Raw genomic sequence first — 17,859 nt, forward strand, 5'->3', positions numbered from 1 at the left:
GCCACAAGGCACGTTGAAACGGTTGTACTTCTTTCCCACAAAAATGCAGACACACATATCAACGTAAATGTGGAGTTTGGAGAGGGTGACGGAAAAATACCTGTGGGCAAAATAGCGGAAAAAGCCGAGGAATATAGACCAAGCGAAAGAGTAACCTTAAAATGATACAGGAGTATATAGAAAGTAAGTACGGATTCAAAGTGCATACGTTTATATCGCAGAAGTAAAAAGAAATTTGAGATTACTCATGTACGATGCTCCCAATGCAGTAGAAGAATAAAAACAAGAAAACATCTAACATCTGAAAAGGTAGCGGCGATAAAAGATACTCTGAAGTATCTTGAAAATTAGATAAAGAAATAAAAGCCGTAATCTTTTGAGTAAAGATTACGGCTTTTATGGTTTCTATCGAAAGACTTAACAATATATGGTATAATCATAATCATCTTAGGTAGGGAGGTAAAGGGATGATTCTGAGAGGAATTAAGTTATCGAATTATAGAAATTTAGATGATATAAAAGTGATTTTTTCTGATGACATCAATTATATAGTTGGAGAAAATAATGTTGGTAAGTCAAATTTGTTATATTCCATAAATAGGGTATTTTCTGGAAAGAATTTTGAATCAAGTGATTTTCATGATATATCAAAACCAATAGAGATTGTTTTGCGTTTATTACTCACTGATTTGGAAAAGGGTATGTTTGATGATTTAATTGATCCAAAGGATACTGACTATATCAATGTGAGAGTTATTCAGGATAATCCTGATGAATATTTGAAGTATAGTCACTATGAAAGTAGCGAAGTGATTTCTTTAGCGGATATAAGAAAATTACTGTTAATTAACTATGACTCACTTAGAAATCCCAAAAATGAGTTGGATTTTTCTAAAACTAAGGGTGCGGGAAGTTTTCTGAATTTTATTGTTAAGAGATTTATTGAATGCCAGGTAGAAGGCACGTCTTTTTTAAATAAAAATGCAGTTAAGAAGCTTGAAAGATATACAACTTCAATTTTAAGTAACATAGCAGTATTTGATAGATTTAGAATTCAACCGTTAGTTGAGAATAACAATCAAGAAATGCTTACAAGAATTATGGTTTTAAAAGATTCAAATAGTATTGGGATATCTGAAATTGGATATGGTGTTCAGTACAATATGTTGATCGTTTTATCTATACTTGAAAAAATCATTACATATGCTAAAAAAATGCAAAATGATGAGGATAAACAACTTCAGACTTTATTGGTATTTGATGAGCCGGAAATTCATCTGCATCCATATTTACAAAGGACAATAATGAAAGATATTCTAAAAATAGCTTCTGGTGAAGATGTAGAATTCAATTCAATTCTACATGAATTATTTGGAATAAAGAATTTCAGAGGACAAATTATTGTTGCGACACATTCTCCTAATATTATAGGAGATGATTATTTAAAACTTATTAGATTGTATTCCGAACATGGCAGTACAGATGTTGTAAATACTCGAAATTTAAGTTTAAATCAATCAGAAAAAAAGCAACTAATGATGCAATTTGAATATATCAAGGAAGCAATTTTTGCGAGAGGAGTAATTATTGTTGAAGGAGAATCTGAATATGGTTCTTTTAAATTATTTGGGAATACAATGGGAATTGATTTTGACAGAGAGGCAATTGCATTGATAAAGGCAGGTGGTGCAGAATCAATTATTCCATTGATGAAACTCTTTGATAAATTAAAAATTGAAAGTGTTGGGGTTATGGACAAAGATAAAAAAATTGAGAAGAATATCCCTGCACAAGAAAATTTGTTTTTTACAACACAATTATGCTTTGACAGTGAAATTGTTTACAGAATGATAAAATGTGGAAGAGAGGATGTACTGGAAAAAATACTTACAGACTACGATTCCAAAGGAACCGAAAGATATATGCAAGCAAGTGCTTTGAATAAAGCGATAGACAAATTTAAAATTAAAAATATAAAAGCCGATAAAGGCTATAAATTCTCTGAACTTTCAATTAATGAAAAAATGTACCCTGTTTTATATATCACTTGGTTTTCGGTTAATAAAGGTATTATATTAGGGAAAATTATTGGTCAAAACATAGATAAGAAGATGATTCCTGCATGTTATGCTAGAGCCATACGAAAAATCATAGAAAGGACTGTATAAATGGAACTTGATATAAAAGCCCTTATTTTAGACGAACATGAAGGTGATAATTCACAAATTAGTGCGATTTTCAGTGAATTTCCAAGAATTATGCTTGAGGCACCTGCAGGATGTGGAAAGACAAAAACTATGGTTAGTAAGGTTGCGTATGTTTTAGCTACTAATGTTATTCCAATGAATAAAAAAATACTTGCGTTAACTTTTAGTGTAAATGCCGCTTACAAAATGAAGAAAGACATAACAGAAAAGCTTCCTAATATGGGAATAAGTGCGGTGGCTATTTGGTTTATTTCCCCAGTGAACATTTAATGTCATAAATATCACTTGTTTTTGATGGAATGATAGATATTATCATCCAATTATCAATTATTGTGTTATTCGGAGTGTTTTCGAATGATTTTTGGAGTGTAATACTGAGTAATATTTTAATGAAAAGATATAACTGTTCTAGGTCCTTTACGGGTCGTTTTACATAAAAGGTGTTAATGGTGTCACAGGTTAATGTCTGCAGGGCGGCCTTTACCTTTTTCAAATATGAATTATCCATAGAAATGTCAATGTAAGGTTCGTAAGGGTCGTCTGAAATTTTCTTAGCATATGCGATTAATTTCCTATGCAGCTTAGTTTTAACTTTAGAATTCGATTGATAATAGATTACCACATGTAATCTAGGGTTTTGGTTATCCATGACGCTACCTCCTTTGGTAGTGTCATATGTTAACTCTTTGAAGTGATTTTATCAAGCTATATATTCAACAATGAATGAGATATTATACTCTTAAAAGTACAAAATATACTGTTTCTGAGGGAGATATATTAACAACAACATATACTTTTAATTTTTCAGCACCTTTGGATGGTAAAATTGTTACTAAGACAACATATAGTATTGACAGAATCAATCATGGCTGGGTTGTAGATATGACTGGTACAAAAGCAACTATATCAGTAACACCACCTCAATTTTATGGTGTTGATTCTAAAGATTTCGATTTTACATTAGATTCTGGATTTGATATTAAAGCAGAAGGCTATGTTACATTGAAAGCTTCTTCAAGTGTAAATTTGTATCTTAATTACTATCCTGTAACATGGGTGTATGGTGTTGGAACAGATACTAATGAAATTTGGATAAATACTTATATGGATTGATAAAATGTATAACATGATTAATTTATGAAGGGCGTGTATTACATGATTTTATCATTATTGCCTACGTTATTGATATTATTCCAGTTAATTATACTTATAGGTATAATTACAATTGTAATTCTTCTGATAAAAAAACACAGGTAAATTTGTTAAAAAAGTATATAAAAATGAAAATTGGTTTGGTATTTATGTAAAATAAGTATAATAACTTATATTTATCTCAGAACGTCAAAGAGGCCCCATTTTGGATTTTAAAAAATGGGGTTCTTTTATATTTTGAAAAAGATGATTGCCTTTGTTGTTTCGTAAGCGTCAAATAAGATAGTGTATTTAAAAAGAACCTACCTTTAACTAAGATGTTGGCTCTTAGCGACAAAGTTTCTGAATCATGGGATTCCATGGCATATAGTCTTCCAGGTATTCTGGAAATTCAAGAAAAGTACTACCAGGTATATCACTCAGAATGAATTGTATGTACTTTAGGCTGTGTCGGCTGCGGTGTCAATTTGAGGTCGGGTATCAGATAATCCCCGTTCCTGCTGTAAGTGATTTCGTTCATATTCGTTGCTCCTTTCACGCTCTGTTTTGATGATAAGAATACTAACGATAAGTCATCAAGCAGGATTTCCTTTTTTCCTTCTGCTCCTTGAATTTCAATCTGGTTTATCATATATTGAACTTGCTTATCCATAACACTGGTTATATCTATTCGCTCGTTGGTGTATTGGACAGGAAATGTACAACCAGACAATTGCGTGTTGCGTTTCATATCATATGAAACACAGTAACCTGCATGATTATTTGCGTACAGAGGGGAACGTTATACACTACGGATTTATTGAAAAATTCATTGAGGACTTAGGGACTTAGTTTAATATACAGGAAATCGCCTTCGACCGCTGGGGCGCTGTGCAGATGGTTCAAAACTTGGAAGGTTTAGGTTTTACAGTGGTTCCCTTCGGTCAAGGCTTCAAAGATATGTCACCGCCAACGAAAGAGCTTATGAAACTGTCACTGGAAAAAAGAATCGCCCATGGCGGACACCCTGTATTAAGTTGGATGATGGATAATATTCATATAAGGACAGATCCTGCCGGAAATATCAAGGCAGATAAAGAAAAATCTACGGAGAAGATTGACGGTGTCATTGCTACGATTATGGCTTTGGATAGAGCCATACGCGGTGGTAACAATGCTGGTGCATCGGTTTATGATGACAGGGGTTTGCTAGTATTTTAGTTTCCTTATAAAAATGAATATATATAGTGTTTTGACAGACAATATAGAGCATATAAATTTTTATTGGAAAGCGGAGTGAAGAAATAATGAATTCAAATGATACAATAGAATTGTTAAAAGAATGTAATTCTGGTTCCAAAATGGCTGTATCCTCTATAGATGAGGTACTTGACAAAGTATCTGATGAAAAGCTTAAAAATATGCTAATTGATTTTAAAGACAAACACACGAAACTGGGGAATGAAATGCATGAGTTGCTATCTAGATACAATGAACAAGGGAAAGAGCCAAATCCTGTAGCGAAAAGTATGTCTTGGATTAAAACGAATGTAATCATGTCAATGAAGGAAAGTGATAAAACAGTAGCCGACCTAATTACGGATGGTTGCAATATGGGAGTAAAATCATTAAATAAATATTTAAATCAATACTCTGCGGCAGATGCGGAATCAAGACAAATTTGTAATGAATTAATTTCTATTGAAGAAAAATTTGCAAAAGACATACGATGTTATTTATAAAAAATTTGCTAAAGGTTGTTTCATCACCATATGGGTGATGATGTTATTAAAAAAGTTTTTAATGAGTCATTATATTTGTAGACAGGGGCGTTTTGTTTATATTGATCTATTATTCCGTTAATTGCATAAATATTATTCCGATAAGCCTTGATATTATTCCGATATCGGAGCATAATAATTAGGAAGATTGGAGTGAGATTATGTTTATAACAGTAAAACAAGCCGCTGAGAAATGGGGCCTTTCTGATAGACGGGTTAGAATTCTCTGTGCTGAAGGGAAAATTCCTGGCGCATTTCAAGTTGGTCGTGCGTGGAATATTCCAGAAAACGCTGTAAAGCCTGTGGATGGAAGATATAAAACGGCCGCAAATCTCCTAGAGTTGATTGACAAGAAAAAGCACGAACTGGATTTTAGACGTCCCCTTACAGAAGGAGAGGTGGAACGGCTAACAGAAGAATTTATCATTGAATACACTTACAATTCAAATGCAATTGAGGGAAATACTCTTACATTACGTGAAACAGATATGGTTTTGCGAGGTCTTACTATTGATAAAAAACCTTTAAAAGATCATTTGGAGGCCGTTGGACACAAAGAGGCGTTTAGTTTTGTTAGAGAGCTAGTAAAAGAAAATGCCCCTATGACTGAAAGCCTCATAAAGCAAATTCATTACTTGATTTTGGCGGATAAAAAAGATGACCGTGGTGTTTATCGCCGAGTTCCAGTACGTATTATGGGGGCGAAACATGAGCCCGTACAGCCATATCTGATTGAACCTCGCATGGAGCAGCTTTTAGAAGGCTATAATGAAAGTACAGAGCACATCGTTCCGCGTTTGGCCAGATTTCATATTGAATTTGAAAGTATACACCCATTTATTGATGGGAACGGCAGAACAGGACGGCTTCTTGTGAATCTTGAATTGATGAAAGCGGGATATCCTCCCATTGACATTAAGTTTGCCGACAGAATTGCGTATTATGGGGCTTTTGATGCATATCATGTGAAACATGATTTATCGGCAATGGAAAAGTTGTTTGCAGGGTACGCCAATGAACGTTTAGATATGTATTTATCAATGTTAGAATAAAAAGAGAAATAGGATATTCAGGTGTTGGTGATTTTGGGGAAACAAAAATGATTGAAAGTTTTACAATCGACAAAACTGGTAAGCTTTATAAATTTAAAGTAGATGTGATACTAAACAACATGCTTAAGTCATATAAAAAATATACAAATGAGATTTTTGAAATAAACAATAAACTAATAGAATTTGGTAAAAATATTCAAGGAGATACCCCTTCATTTGAGAAACAAGCTGAGAGATTTATTATGCAAGCAAAAAACCAAATGAGATTATTTGGTCAACGATGTGCAAAGATCTCAATGGATGAATGGTCAAGAAGAATGACAACTTTTCTTGATGAAGAAAATGATATGTTTTTACATCCTCTAAGCATGAATAACTTCAATAAGTCAATATTGCCGATTTTGCTGGAGGTAAATGGCCTTTTAGACATTAATGATTTATGCTTCGTTAATAAAGTGGATTGTATTGAATCTGCAAATATTCAATACAATATTAGTATTCCGTGCATTAAAAATATTTTTGATGCAGAAAATGAATTTATTGATGTGAATACTCGAAGAAACTTATCTGAAAGTCAAATTGTTATTCTAGAAAGAATTTATGAGGAACTTTCAAATTCATTAATTTTTATGGGGAAACCCAATTTGAAGAAATCCTTTGTAGAATTAATCATCTGGCTAATGAAAAAGGTTACTCTTTGTTTAGAAGAAGAAACTTTCTTAAGAAATAAAGCTTTTGAATATGTTAATAATGAAAAAGAAACTACATACTCTCAGATGGAGGATTTGTTTTTTTACCTTTTATATATGAGCGGCTGTGCGATTCATTCAATTCAGAGAGGATACAAAAAAAGCCTGAAAAATCAAAAGGTGAAATTGATTTGTTGTTTGATAATATAATCCCCCTTGAATTAAAAGTGTGGAAAGATAAGGAGAAAAAAACAGTTGCAGAGGAGTCGGCTAAATATAGAAAGAATATATTACAGGCTGGATGCTATGCAAATATAAACAGGTTAGGTTTTTTGCTTATACTTGATATTTCCAATAAAAATGGGGAAACAACAAATCTTGAAAAGTGCTGGCATGTTGAAATGATAAATTCTGGAGATGATGAATTGTATAATACAAAAGTAGTATCTTGTATATTTAATTGTAATTATATTAGTCCGAGCCAAATGAAATTATTAAACAAAAGTAATTAATTCATGCGAATAAAAAGGTTATGTTGTTAGTTGCAGCTGTTGAAATTACTAATCCGCCAAGGAATCACCAACTAACCACGACATCATTATTGTCTACTCAAGGCAACGTGGAGATGATAATAATGTAGTTATCCCTGCAGATCCTCTATACCTGGGAAACAAAGATTTAGCCATTAGTGCATTGTTTTTATACTGTGTATTCAATGGCTTTATGTACATGCCGGACAGGTCCACTAAGATTCATGCGGTTTTAACTTTGTCATGATTTTCTTTACATATAAAGAATAACGTTCCAATATTAAAATAGAAAGAGGTGAGAAAAGTGGAAGTCTACAATCAACTGGCAAAATATCCGGTCTTTACAATCACTGAGGTAGAACAGTTAACAGGAAATTCAAATACCGCGTATTCCCTACTGGATCGCTTGATGAAAAAGGGTTTGATGAAAAAGGTTCGAAAGAACATCTATTCTGCTGTAAATCCGGTAACCGGACAAATTGTAGCTACACGGTATCAAATAGGCTGTGCAATAACGGACACGGCTTATATTTCTCACCATAGTGCGTTTGAATATTATGGACTTGCAAATCAAGTATTTTATGAGCTCTATGTTTCTTCGGAATCAAAATTCAATACATTTGAATATGAACATATGACTTTTAAATATGTTTCTTCAAGAATGCAAGAAGGAATTGTGGAAGCTAAGAATACGACAGGTGTTCGTATTACTGACTTGGAAAGAACTGTCATCGATAGCATTCGTGACTTTAATAAAATTGGTGGTTTGGAGGAGCTTCTGAATTGCCTTGAAGGCATCCATTTTCTGGATGAAGAAAAGCTTCGCAGATACTTAGCGATTTATAACACGCAAGGACTTTATCAAAGAGTTGGTTATCTGCTGCAGCATTACCAAAAGGAAATACAATTATCTAATGATTTTATAGATAGTTGTAAAGAAAAAATCGGAAAAAGCAGACGGTATCTGTTAAATGAGGAAAACCAGCAGAACATTTATAATAGCGAGTGGAAATTGATGATACCGGAAGGATTATTTGAAATAACAGAACAAGGTGGTGATCTTCTTGTCTAGGTATGACATTATTTATCTTGGTAAAAAAGCAGAAGAACTGGGCTTTGTGAGAGACACGCTTGAGAAAGTAACAAGGCTTGCAGATGTTTTAGAATATCTGAATACAAATCCCATTCTCAAAGAAAGTCTTGCGCTGAAAGGTGGCACAGCCATTAATCTGACTATTTTCAATTTACCAAGGCTTTCAGTAGATATTGACATGGATTATTTGGTCAACAATAGCAGAGAAGAAATGCTTGAGCAACGTGAGCTAATAAACAGCACAATTGATCGATACATGATCGCTCAAGGTTATACAAAAAATGAAAAAACAAAAAATCCCCAAAGTTTGGATTCTTGGGTGTATGATTATATTGGAGCTAGTGGCAATAGAGATAATATAAAGATTGAAATCAACTATTCCCTACGAGCTCATGTGTTGCAGGCAGAAGAAAGGCCAATTATCACTGAACATTTTTTAAGTGAATATAGGGTTAAGACTCTTGCTCCAATTGAGATTTATGGAAGTAAGATCAATGCGTTGCTGAGCAGGGCAGCAGCAAGGGACTTATATGATGCTAGAAATATGATTCATTATAAACTTTTTGATGAATCGGAAGAAACGCTTCTTAGAAAGACTGTGGTTTTTTATGCGGTAATATCTGCGAAAGTGATCAACAAGACCTTTGATACCAGTGCAATTGACTCCATCACAAAACAAAAAATAAAGACAGACCTTTTGCCAGTGATAAAAAGAAAAGACGATTTTGAACTGGAAACGGCAAAGAAAATGGTAAAAGCATATATTGCTGATTTAATGGTTCTTACAGAATCTGAAAAAGAGTTTCTGGATAGATTTGAAAACGGTGAGTATATTCCGGAATTGTTATTTGAAGATGAAAGAACTTTAGAACGGATTAAAAATCATCCAATGGCGTTGTGGAAGATGAGACGGTAGGCGGAATTGTTTTTAGTGGATAGATAAAATAAAAGGTTTGATAGACGGAGAGCCCTTGTGGAAAATAAAGATCAAGTAATACGTGAGCTACAAGAAAAAATACTTCTTCTGGAGTCAAAAGTTGACTATTTGCAAGGGATTTTGCTGGATGCGAAGATCCCTTATGAAGTGAGTCCAAATAGTGAAGCAATTAGTAGTAGCGTTGATGAAGATATTGATCAAGGAGCGCGCATTATTAAGGAAGAAATAACAAAGATTCATTTCAGATTTTTCTATTCCATGTTCAAAGGAAGAATGGATGTGTATAGCAAGCGAGGTGGTAAACCGAACCCAAAAACAGGACAAACCGGTTATTATACACAGTGTTGGAATTTTTGGAAAGATGGGTTGTGTCCGAAAAAGAATGGGAAAAAGATAAAATGTGGTGAGTGCAGAAATCAAAATTACAAGCAACTTAGAGGCGAAGTGATTATGCAGCATCTGATCGGAGCAAAAGAAGATTGTTCCGATGTCATAGGGCTATATCCAATGTTGCAGGATGAAACCTGTAATTTTCTTGTTTTTGATTTTGACAATCATGATGATAAGAGCAAGGTCGATGATTTTGCCAATACAGATGATGAATGGATTGATGAGGTGAACGCAATGCGGTTCATCTGTCAGCTCAATAATGTGGACAACTTGGTTGAGCGATCGAGGTCAGGAAAAGGTGCACATATTTGGCTATTTTTTGAGGAGCCTATTCCTGCAGCTGCTGCCAGAAAATTTGGAACTGCTTTACTTACAAAAGGAGCAGAGTCAGTAAATCAAAAAAGTTTTAAATCCTATGACCGAATGATTCCAGCGCAAGATCATATGCCAGAGGGCGGAATTGGGAATCTTATTGCGCTGCCTTTACAAGGACAAGCGTTAAAAAGCGGGAATAGTGCATTTATTGATGAAAACTGGAATGCATATCCTGACCAGTGGCAAGTACTAAAGTCAACCAGTAAAATATCAAAAGCGTTTATTGATGAAAAAATAAACGAATGGTCAGCGGACGGCCTGTTGGGTATGCTTGCAGAAGATATGAGCGGAACAGTAGAAAAAAGTGACAATGGCATATCCAAGCCTTGGGAAAAGAAAAGGAAAAACTTTGAAATCACGGATGTAGACGGTGCATTGGATATTACACTGGACAATCAGATCTATATTGATACAGGAAATGTAAAACCAAGGTTACAGAATCAAATCAGAAGACTAGCAGCGTTCAGTAATCCGGAGTATTACAAGAATCAAGCCATGGGATTTGGGACAAGAGGAACGGCAAGAATTATATCGTGTAGCCGGGATGTTGATCAGTATTTGTGTATACCACGTGGCTGCAAAGAAAAACTGGTGAAAAAACTTGAGGAGGCAGGTATAGCCTACAAAAAGACAGACCACAGAGAATGTGGCAGAAAAATAGAGGTTACTTTTGTGGGTGAACTTCGCCCAGAACAAAAGGAAGCTTCTGAAGAAATCCTGAATCATGATATAGGAATTTTGGGCGCAGCAACAGCTTTTGGAAAAACGGCAGTCGGTGCCTATTTGATAGCAGCCCGAAAGATCAATACATTAGTACTGGTTCATAATACAGAAATTATGAAAAACTGGGTGGAGGACTTTGAAAAATTCTTGATTGTTGATGAAGAACCACCAGAATATAAAACAGCAACAGGTAGAATAAAAAAGAGAAAAAGTGTCGTCGGGCGTATGTATGCAGGACATAACTCTGTGACCGGAATTATCGATGTTGTCATGATCTCATCATTAGGCAAAAATGGAGAGATTAATCAACTGGTAAAGGATTATGGCCTTGTCATAATGGATGAATGTCATCATGGAGCTTCACAAACAGCAGAAGAAGTATTGAATGAAGTGAATGCAAAATATGTTTATGGACTTACGGCAACGCCCAAACGTGATGACGGTCAGGAAGCTAAAATATTTATGCAGTTCGGACCGATACGCTATCGTTATACGGCCAAGGACCGAGCGAAAGAACAGGGAATTGAACATTTCGTATATCCACGATTCACTCGTCTTGTTCATCCGGATGGCGAAACGATTAAAATAAATGATGCTTATAAGCTGGCAAGAGAAAGCGAAATCAGAAATAAGCAGATCGTTGCTGATGTTTCAATATGCTTGGAAAATGGAAGAACACCACTGGTGTTGACGAAATTCAAAGAACATGCCGCTGTTCTATTCGACATGTTAAAAGACAGCGCTGATCATATTTACCTTTTGCAAGGCGGTAAAAGGGCTAAGGAAAGAGATCTGATCAGGAAGCGAATGAAAGAAGTTCCAGAAAATGAAACGATTATACTTGTTGCCATTGGACAGTATATTGGTGAAGGCTTTAATTATCCAAGGTTGGATACGATGATGCTGACAACGCCAATCGCTTGGGAAGGCAATGTAGAACAATATGCCGGTAGACTTCATAGAGATTTTGAAGGGAAACAAGAAGTCATCATTTATGACTATGTGGATTCGCATATTCGTGTACTGGAGAAAATGTATCACAAGCGTCTCAGAGCCTATAAAAAAATTGGTTATGAAATATGTATGGCATTGATTGATAAGAAGCAAAGCGCAAATGCAATATATGATAAGAAATCGTATCAGGAAATCTATTTAAAGGATCTAACGGAATCAAACAAAAATTTGATCATTTCAAGCCCTGGTATTAATGAGAAAAAAGTGAAGCAACTGATTGCTTTAATGCAAAAAAAGCAGGAAGATGGCATCTCGGTCATGGTGTTGACCTTATCTCCTGAAAGTTATCCTGAAAAAAGAGTTGAAAAGACAAGAGAATTAATAGGACATCTTGTCGGAGTCGGCATCAAAGTTTTAGAACGACCAGTGATGCACGAGCATTACGCCGTTATCGATGAAGAAATTGTGTGGTATGGTAGTATGAATCTGCTGTCTGGAGAAAAAGAAGATGATAATTTAATGCGAGTGCTTAGCAAGGACATTGCACAAGAATTGATGGAAATCTCATTTCAGAAAGAAGAAAGAGGTGAAATGCTATGAAAGTGAAACTGAATGATGTTCTGGAAGCTTTGGATTTTGTTGATGACGAAACGCAGTATTATTATAATATGAAAACTGAGCAAGTCGTCATGCTGCTTATGGATGGTATGAATGATGAAGAAGATGCTGAATTAAGAGACGATATTGATGAGAACTATGAAGATTATATAGTCCTTCCAGGAAAATATGAAATCAATGAATATGCCATGATGGAAAATTTTATTGATGAGTTGAATGCAGTAGATAAACAAGATCGGCTTTATTCGGCAATACGAAGCAAAGGAGCTTTTCGAAGATTTAAAGATAGTTTGTTTGACTTAGGATTGGAAAAGAATTGGTATCAGTTTCGCGATGATGCTTATTTGAAAATTGCTACCAAGTGGTGTGAAAAAAATAATATTGAGATGATTTAGAAATGCGTGAAACTTTTTCTCGTTTGGCTTATTATGACCCTGTATAATAGACAAGTCAAAATAATAGGTGCAAAGGAGAAATTGATATGCAACAATCAAAAGAAATTACTGTAATTCCACCGGATCCAAAATATGACAAGCATGTCAGGATTGAAAACAAGATACTTAATGTAGCAGCATACTGTCGGGTGAGCACAAGATTTGAACAACAGGAAAACAGTTATGAATCTCAAATCGATTATTACACAAGAAAAATTGGACAAAATAAAAACTGGCACTGTACCGGAATTTATGCAGATGAAGGAAAGATAGCAACAGGTACTAAATATCGTGATAGTTTTAATGTCATGATTGAAGATTGTTATGCAGGGAAAATTGATCTTATCCTGACAAAGTCAATCAGTCGATTTGCCAGAAATACAGTTGATTTTCTGCGAGTTATTCGTGAATTAAAAGATAGGCAAATTCGTATCATCTTTGAAAAAGAGAACATTGATACGATGAATAGTACAGGAGAATTACTGATCACCATTTTAAGCAGTCAAGCACAGGAAGAAAGTCGGAATTTAAGTGAGAATACAAGATGGGGAATCGTTCGGAAATTTGAACAGGGAATCGTCCAAGTTAATCACAAGAAGTTCCTGGGGTTTACAAAGGACGAGGATAACAAACTAATTATCGTCCCAGAAGAAGCTGATATAGTTAGAAAGATATTTGATCTTTATCTGCAAGGACTTGGAGCAAATAAAATTGCAAGGGTACTGGAAGCAGAAGGTATACGGACAACAACGGGATTAGAACACTGGCATCCTCAAACCATTTACAAAATGCTTCAATGTGAAAAATACATTGGTGATGCAATTCTTCAAAAAACTCATACAATCGATTTTTTAACAAAGAAGAGAGTCAAAAATAATGGTTATGTAAAAAAATACTATGTCCGAAACAGTCATGAAGCAATAATCACTAAAGAGCAATTCTATCTTGTTCAAGAAGAAATGAAAAGAAGGAGCTGTACAGGAGAAAAGAGCACTGGTAAAAGATATAGTTCAGCTTATCCATTGAGTGGTATTATTATTTGTGGTAATTGCAATAATGTTTATACCAGAGTAACTTGGCAGAATAAAAATGGTAAAGCATTTGTTTGGCGATGTCGAGAACAGTTGAAACCTGGATCCCTTCAATGTAAACATTCAACAACAGTGCGAGAAGCAGAAATGCTAAATTTACTAAGCGAGCTATTCAACATGATTTTAGAAACTGATCCAGCGGATGCAACAGTATTTTTGCTCAAGACTAAAGCGATTTTGATTGTAAATTTAATGGAGAATGAGAAGTATTTGAGTGACAATATAACAAAGCAGATAATTAATAAGGTGATTGACCGGATTGTAATCAAGAAAGAAGGAATTACAGCGATTCACTTTAAATCTGGACTAGTAATCGAAAAGACTTTATCATGACAATTGAATAATTGTTCAGAATAAAGCTCTCAAACCACTATACGTTTGAAAGTTTTGTTGCGCACAATTTTTACTAATTGGTAAAGTTGTAGATGCTCAATATGCTGATAATGAACAGACAAAGATGACGCAATTTGATTTACTATGCGTGAGGTTTTTTTCAAAGAAGCAGATTAAATTGATCTGTTTTCAAGAAAAATACATCTCCGCCAAGGAACAAGTAGGTCTTGTAGGCATTAGAATTGTCGGCTCAAGGCACGTTGAAACGTGCGTACTTTTGTCCCACAAAAACCCACAAACATCTCCACCGTCTTTATAAACAGGAAAATTGAATAAAATAGACTTGAGGGGTAATTCAGCCTCATCACATGAAAAAATCTCTATTTCTTTGATTAGCGAAGAAATTAGAGATTTTTTCTCTTCATCGCTGATTTTATCATACACTTTATCAAAGTTTGCCAGTAGGGTGTAGATGTTTTCCAATGTGATGGCATCTTGCTCCACGGCTTTGCGGCGCAGCTTTACATCTTCAATTTTTTCTTCCAGCTCTACAATGATGTCATACAGTCCATCAAGGCGAAGAGTCATATCGTGAAGCTTGCGTTCTCTAAAACGAGTTTCTTCCGGCAGACTGTCAATTTCGTTTTCAAGACGGTTTTTATTAAGCTCGACCTCCCGCAACTTAGCTTCATAATTGCTTAGTTCTCTGTTTAAAGTGGAAGTATCAATTTCCTTGCCTATCCTTGATTTAATTTCTGCTGCAAAATTCTGATTTTTAATCAGCTCTCTGATTGCCTCAATGACAAGTGGCTCAATGTCAGTTTTCTTGAGCATAGTTTTATAGTCACAGCTTTTTCCCCGTGCTGTTCGAGCTTTACTGCAAACATAATAGTAAATCTCTTTATATGTACCGTCTTTGTTTGTCCAAGCGTGTTTATTGGTGTACATCGGGCCACCGCATTTCGGGCATTTTAAAATACCACTTAATAAGTGCGTTCTGTCCCGACCAATTTTAGATGGGGATTTTATTCCTGTTATTTCTGGTTTTTCATGTGCTTTGTTCCAGAGTTCCTCATCTATGATACACACAACGCTGCATTTTCAAATTTTAAACCTATGAAAGCAGCAGAAATCAAGGTAAATGCTACTATAATCATCAATACCAAACGAAAAAGTTTTTTTATTTTCCTGTTTACCAGTATTTTCATCGTACACCTCAATCCACAGTATTCCATTTATATCCCATGCGCCGAACCGTCACTATTTTTTGGGGATCGCTTGGATTATCTTCGATTTTTGTACGTAATCTGCGTATATACACCGTAAGGGTATTGTTATCTATATAGTTTTCATCACAATCCCATAGTTTGCTTAAAATCTGTTCCGACGAAAGGACAATATCTGGATTTTCCATAAACAGGCACAACAATTTATACTCATTTGCTGTTAAGTCAAGCTGTTCCTCATTTTTATAGACTTCACCTTTTAGGAGTTTTACTTTTATGCCATTAGAATTTAATTCTGTATCTGCTTGATTAAAATTGTCACTTCTGCGAAGCAATGCATTTATTCTCGACATAAATACTGCCAGTTTGAATGGCTTTGTTATGCTGGTTTTTTGCTGTAGAAATATTAAATCATTGGAAAACTTCTAAAAGAAATGGGATATCAGAAACTACTCTAAAACAAAATTTGCTTTTTTGATTGTAATCTTTTCTAAAAGTAACATGGTCAAATAAAATTGGAACAAGGCCGTAAAATTTTTCATGCAGGTTCGATGGGTCTTATATGAAGTAAGTCTATCATTGTAAAAATGAGGGAAAATGTTCCAAATTTATGTAAGCTAAATTCTAATATAAGACGAGAAATATAAGGAATAGTTGCTGAGATGCAGAGCCCAATTTGGGGTGACACCAAGAATGCAACTGTAAGGGCTTGTTGTCTGTATAATGCAGGCGGCAGGTCTTTTAACTATGCCTTTCTGCGCCGATTGTTGTAATAATTTATGTAATCAATTAGTTAAGAGCGAGATATTAAAAAAGCGATACAATGAATTAATTGGACCAGCGACGGAATATGTGGAGTCAAAATATGTGGAAAAAATTATCATTGAAGAGGGATTAATATTAGTAGATGATGCCAGTGCATTTAATGCATATCCAGAAAACAATAAAGAAATAAGATTTCAGATTGTAGACTGGGGAACGGAAAGGGCAGGATTTAGAGATGATTATCTTGAGAGGTATGCTGGATGGGAGGCTAGTACTATTATAGGCAATATTGTGAAAAAATATGCTGCTGATTACAGCTGCTATGCTGGTCTGGATACTTCTGAAGAAACAACAGATGCATTGCTTCATTTTTATACTACAAATAAAAGACATTTAAGCTGGTACGATCAAGAACATTTTAATGAGTTAGGGGTTGCAGACATAAGACTATACGGTTATGATGAAAGTACACTGGAAAAAACTATGTTTGAACCTATATTTTCTGATATCCTTAGCTTAGATTTTACAACGAATACAATTATTTTTCGTCTATATAAAAATGAAGGAGACAAGAAAGAAACAAAATTGTATTTATACAACTACCAAGATGGTGAATATCATTTGAGTGATTATGGTATGTAGTAAATTCTTTTTATGCCAGTGGGCAGGAGATTTTTAATTTATGGAGATATGCTGTAAGGCATTAGCAATGGGATATCGGAAAACTAGTAGTAAACAAAATTATTTTTTTTGACTGTAATCTTTTCTAAAATTGACGTAGTCAAATAAAATTGTAACAAGGCTGTAAAATTTATCATGCAGTTCAATGGGTGTTATATGAAGTAAGTCCACCATTGTAAAAATGAGGGAGAGCGGTTTCAAATTTGTGTTAGCCAAAAATCTAATATAAGACGAGAAATATAAGGAATAGTTACTGAGGGGCAGAGCCCAATTTGCCCAAAATGCAACTGTAAGGGCTTGTTGTCTGTATAATGCAGGCGGCAAGCCTTTTAACTATGCATTTCTGCGCCAATTGTTGTAATAAATAGTTCTGCTTTGAGATGATCCCTGGGCTCAAAATCTTGTAGGCACATCAGCTCATTCTTAAGCAATCCAAAGAAATTTTCAATTACGGCATTGTCTATCAACCTCTTTACGGCTCATGCTTTGATGAACGCTTCTCAATCTGAGCATACGTTGGTACTACTTGTGATGATAGTGCCAGCCTCAGTCTGAATGCAGAATGAGCGCTCCACCTTTGGTAGATGTGTTACCATAGAAAACACTGGTCTAGAATCATTTCAAACGTTTTGTGGAACAGCAATGCGGTAAGGATTAGCAATATATCAGAGAACAGTTCATTTAGCATACATTCTGCGCCATAGGCATAAATTTCATAGTCATCCCGGCTTGCTCCATTTTCCACGAGCCAATTTGCCCATGTGTTTGCAAATTTAATAATCATGATAGCACTCTCCTTACAAAATGGTGTCTAAAAAAGTTTTTCTTACATCCTCAAGGTGGGTATTG

Annotated in this window: 17 protein-coding genes and 4 pseudogenes; 15 read left to right on the top strand and 6 right to left on the bottom strand. The window is 34.8% G+C overall.

Translation table 11 applies throughout. The features are described 5' to 3' along the window. Positions 1–3: 3 nt before the first annotated feature. From CLNEO_RS16640 to CLNEO_RS05690, 3 genes and pseudogenes are all read left to right on the top strand, one after another. Positions 4–351, top strand: a pseudogene (locus tag CLNEO_RS16640) (hypothetical protein); the annotation flags it as partial. A gap of 116 nt (positions 352–467) precedes the next feature. Next, positions 468–2,168 (top strand): ATP-dependent nuclease, encoded by a 1,701-nt coding sequence (locus CLNEO_RS05685; protein WP_066085694.1) that lies wholly within the window; start codon positions 468–470, stop codon positions 2,166–2,168. Further along, entirely contained in the window at positions 2,169–2,477 is a 309-nt protein-coding gene (locus tag CLNEO_RS05690) for a UvrD-helicase domain-containing protein (protein WP_066085698.1), read from the top strand. Here the strand turns inward: CLNEO_RS05690 and CLNEO_RS05695 are convergent. After that, a complete protein-coding gene (locus CLNEO_RS05695) occupies positions 2,455–2,856 on the bottom strand; it encodes a hypothetical protein (RefSeq protein ID WP_066085701.1) in 402 nt (133 codons plus the stop codon). The two genes, CLNEO_RS05690 and CLNEO_RS05695, sit on opposite strands and share 23 nt — an antisense overlap. Before the next feature lie 74 nt (positions 2,857–2,930). Here CLNEO_RS05695 and CLNEO_RS05700 point away from each other — a divergent pair, with 74 nt between their 5' ends. After that, positions 2,931–3,320: a hypothetical protein gene (locus CLNEO_RS05700; protein WP_066085705.1), complete on the top strand. Its 390-nt coding sequence runs from the start codon at positions 2,931–2,933 to the stop codon at positions 3,318–3,320. Positions 3,321–3,774: 454 nt separating this feature from the next. Here CLNEO_RS05700 and CLNEO_RS16250 read toward each other — a convergent pair whose 3' ends face one another. Continuing rightward, positions 3,775–3,879: a TnpV protein gene (locus CLNEO_RS16250; protein WP_242864162.1), complete on the bottom strand. Its 105-nt coding sequence runs from the start codon at positions 3,877–3,879 to the stop codon at positions 3,775–3,777. Between the two features lie 248 nt (positions 3,880–4,127). Between CLNEO_RS16250 and CLNEO_RS15350 the strand changes: the two are divergent. From CLNEO_RS15350 to CLNEO_RS05755, 10 genes and pseudogenes are all read left to right on the top strand, one after another. Further along, positions 4,128–4,559: pseudogene (locus tag CLNEO_RS15350) on the top strand (terminase TerL endonuclease subunit); the annotation flags it as partial. An 86-nt stretch (positions 4,560–4,645) separates the two neighbouring features. Continuing rightward, a complete protein-coding gene (locus CLNEO_RS05715; protein ID WP_066085713.1) occupies positions 4,646–5,080 on the top strand; it encodes a hypothetical protein in 435 nt (144 codons plus the stop codon). 200 nt (positions 5,081–5,280) lie between these two features. Beyond that, entirely contained in the window at positions 5,281–6,171 is an 891-nt protein-coding gene (locus CLNEO_RS16645) for a Fic family protein (protein WP_066085715.1), read from the top strand. A gap of 47 nt (positions 6,172–6,218) precedes the next feature. Continuing rightward, positions 6,219–7,070, top strand: a complete 852-nt coding sequence (locus tag CLNEO_RS05725) for a hypothetical protein (protein WP_066085717.1) — start codon at positions 6,219–6,221, stop codon at positions 7,068–7,070. Continuing rightward, positions 7,052–7,372, top strand: a complete 321-nt coding sequence (locus CLNEO_RS05730; RefSeq protein ID WP_066085720.1) for a hypothetical protein — start codon at positions 7,052–7,054, stop codon at positions 7,370–7,372. The genes CLNEO_RS05725 and CLNEO_RS05730 overlap by 19 nt, the downstream gene beginning before the upstream one ends. 322 nt (positions 7,373–7,694) lie before the next feature. Next, positions 7,695–8,462: a type IV toxin-antitoxin system AbiEi family antitoxin domain-containing protein gene (locus CLNEO_RS05735; RefSeq protein ID WP_066085723.1), complete on the top strand. Its 768-nt coding sequence runs from the start codon at positions 7,695–7,697 to the stop codon at positions 8,460–8,462. Further along, the gene (locus CLNEO_RS05740; RefSeq protein ID WP_334292144.1) at positions 8,446–9,399 is read left to right on the top strand and encodes a nucleotidyl transferase AbiEii/AbiGii toxin family protein; all 954 of its coding nucleotides are present in this window, start codon (positions 8,446–8,448) and stop codon (positions 9,397–9,399) included. Before CLNEO_RS05735 ends, CLNEO_RS05740 begins: the two co-directional genes overlap by 17 nt. A 57-nt stretch (positions 9,400–9,456) precedes the next feature. Further along, positions 9,457–12,462, top strand: a complete 3,006-nt coding sequence (locus CLNEO_RS05745; RefSeq protein WP_066085731.1) for a TOTE conflict system archaeo-eukaryotic primase domain-containing protein — start codon at positions 9,457–9,459, stop codon at positions 12,460–12,462. Continuing rightward, complete coding sequence (locus CLNEO_RS05750; RefSeq protein WP_066085733.1) at positions 12,459–12,875, top strand: UPF0158 family protein; 417 nt, start codon at positions 12,459–12,461, stop codon at positions 12,873–12,875. Before CLNEO_RS05745 ends, CLNEO_RS05750 begins: the two co-directional genes overlap by 4 nt. Positions 12,876–12,961: 86 nt before the next feature. Beyond that, the gene (locus tag CLNEO_RS05755) at positions 12,962–14,338 is read left to right on the top strand and encodes a recombinase family protein (protein WP_066085736.1); all 1,377 of its coding nucleotides are present in this window, start codon (positions 12,962–12,964) and stop codon (positions 14,336–14,338) included. Positions 14,339–14,527: 189 nt separating this feature from the next. Here the strand turns inward: CLNEO_RS05755 and CLNEO_RS05760 are convergent, their stop codons facing one another. Both CLNEO_RS05760 and CLNEO_RS05765 read right to left on the bottom strand, forming a co-directional pair. Continuing rightward, positions 14,528–15,427, bottom strand: a complete 900-nt coding sequence (locus CLNEO_RS05760; RefSeq protein ID WP_330382561.1) for a zinc ribbon domain-containing protein — start codon at positions 15,425–15,427, stop codon at positions 14,528–14,530. Between the two features lie 127 nt (positions 15,428–15,554). Next, a pseudogene (locus tag CLNEO_RS05765) lies at positions 15,555–15,947 on the bottom strand (winged helix-turn-helix domain-containing protein); the annotation flags it as partial. Between the two features lie 484 nt (positions 15,948–16,431). Here CLNEO_RS05765 and CLNEO_RS05770 point away from each other — a divergent pair. Continuing rightward, positions 16,432–16,971 (top strand): hypothetical protein, encoded by a 540-nt coding sequence (locus CLNEO_RS05770; protein WP_066085739.1) that lies wholly within the window; start codon positions 16,432–16,434, stop codon positions 16,969–16,971. 372 nt (positions 16,972–17,343) lie between these two features. Here CLNEO_RS05770 and CLNEO_RS16255 read toward each other — a convergent pair. Beyond that, a pseudogene (locus CLNEO_RS16255) lies at positions 17,344–17,574 on the bottom strand (IS3 family transposase); the annotation flags it as partial. Between the two features lie 25 nt (positions 17,575–17,599). Then, positions 17,600–17,794: an accessory gene regulator B family protein gene (locus CLNEO_RS05775; RefSeq protein WP_066085742.1), complete on the bottom strand. Its 195-nt coding sequence runs from the start codon at positions 17,792–17,794 to the stop codon at positions 17,600–17,602. Positions 17,795–17,859: the final 65 nt, after the last annotated feature.

Source organism: Anaerotignum neopropionicum (assembly GCF_001571775.1).
GTDB lineage: Bacteria > Bacillota > Clostridia > Lachnospirales > Anaerotignaceae > Chakrabartyella > Chakrabartyella neopropionicum.

What these genes read in the sequence shown, in the direction of transcription:
- CLNEO_RS05685 (WP_066085694.1), top strand. Translation starts at nt 468, where the DNA reads ATGATTCTGAGAGGAATTAAGTTATCGAATTATAGAAATTTAGATGAT.
- CLNEO_RS05690 (WP_066085698.1), top strand. Translation starts at nt 2,169, where the DNA reads ATGGAACTTGATATAAAAGCCCTTATTTTAGACGAACATGAAGGTGAT.
- CLNEO_RS05695 (WP_066085701.1), bottom strand. Translation starts at nt 2,856, where the DNA reads ATGGATAACCAAAACCCTAGATTACATGTGGTAATCTATTATCAATCG.
- CLNEO_RS05700 (WP_066085705.1), top strand. Translation starts at nt 2,931, where the DNA reads ATGAGATATTATACTCTTAAAAGTACAAAATATACTGTTTCTGAGGGA.
- CLNEO_RS16250 (WP_242864162.1), bottom strand. Translation starts at nt 3,879, where the DNA reads ATGAACGAAATCACTTACAGCAGGAACGGGGATTATCTGATACCCGAC.
- CLNEO_RS05715 (WP_066085713.1), top strand. Translation starts at nt 4,646, where the DNA reads ATGAATTCAAATGATACAATAGAATTGTTAAAAGAATGTAATTCTGGT.
- CLNEO_RS16645 (WP_066085715.1), top strand. Translation starts at nt 5,281, where the DNA reads ATGTTTATAACAGTAAAACAAGCCGCTGAGAAATGGGGCCTTTCTGAT.
- CLNEO_RS05725 (WP_066085717.1), top strand. Translation starts at nt 6,219, where the DNA reads ATGATTGAAAGTTTTACAATCGACAAAACTGGTAAGCTTTATAAATTT.
- CLNEO_RS05750 (WP_066085733.1), top strand. Translation starts at nt 12,459, where the DNA reads ATGAAAGTGAAACTGAATGATGTTCTGGAAGCTTTGGATTTTGTTGAT.
- CLNEO_RS05755 (WP_066085736.1), top strand. Translation starts at nt 12,962, where the DNA reads ATGCAACAATCAAAAGAAATTACTGTAATTCCACCGGATCCAAAATAT.
- CLNEO_RS05775 (WP_066085742.1), bottom strand. Translation starts at nt 17,794, where the DNA reads ATGATTATTAAATTTGCAAACACATGGGCAAATTGGCTCGTGGAAAAT.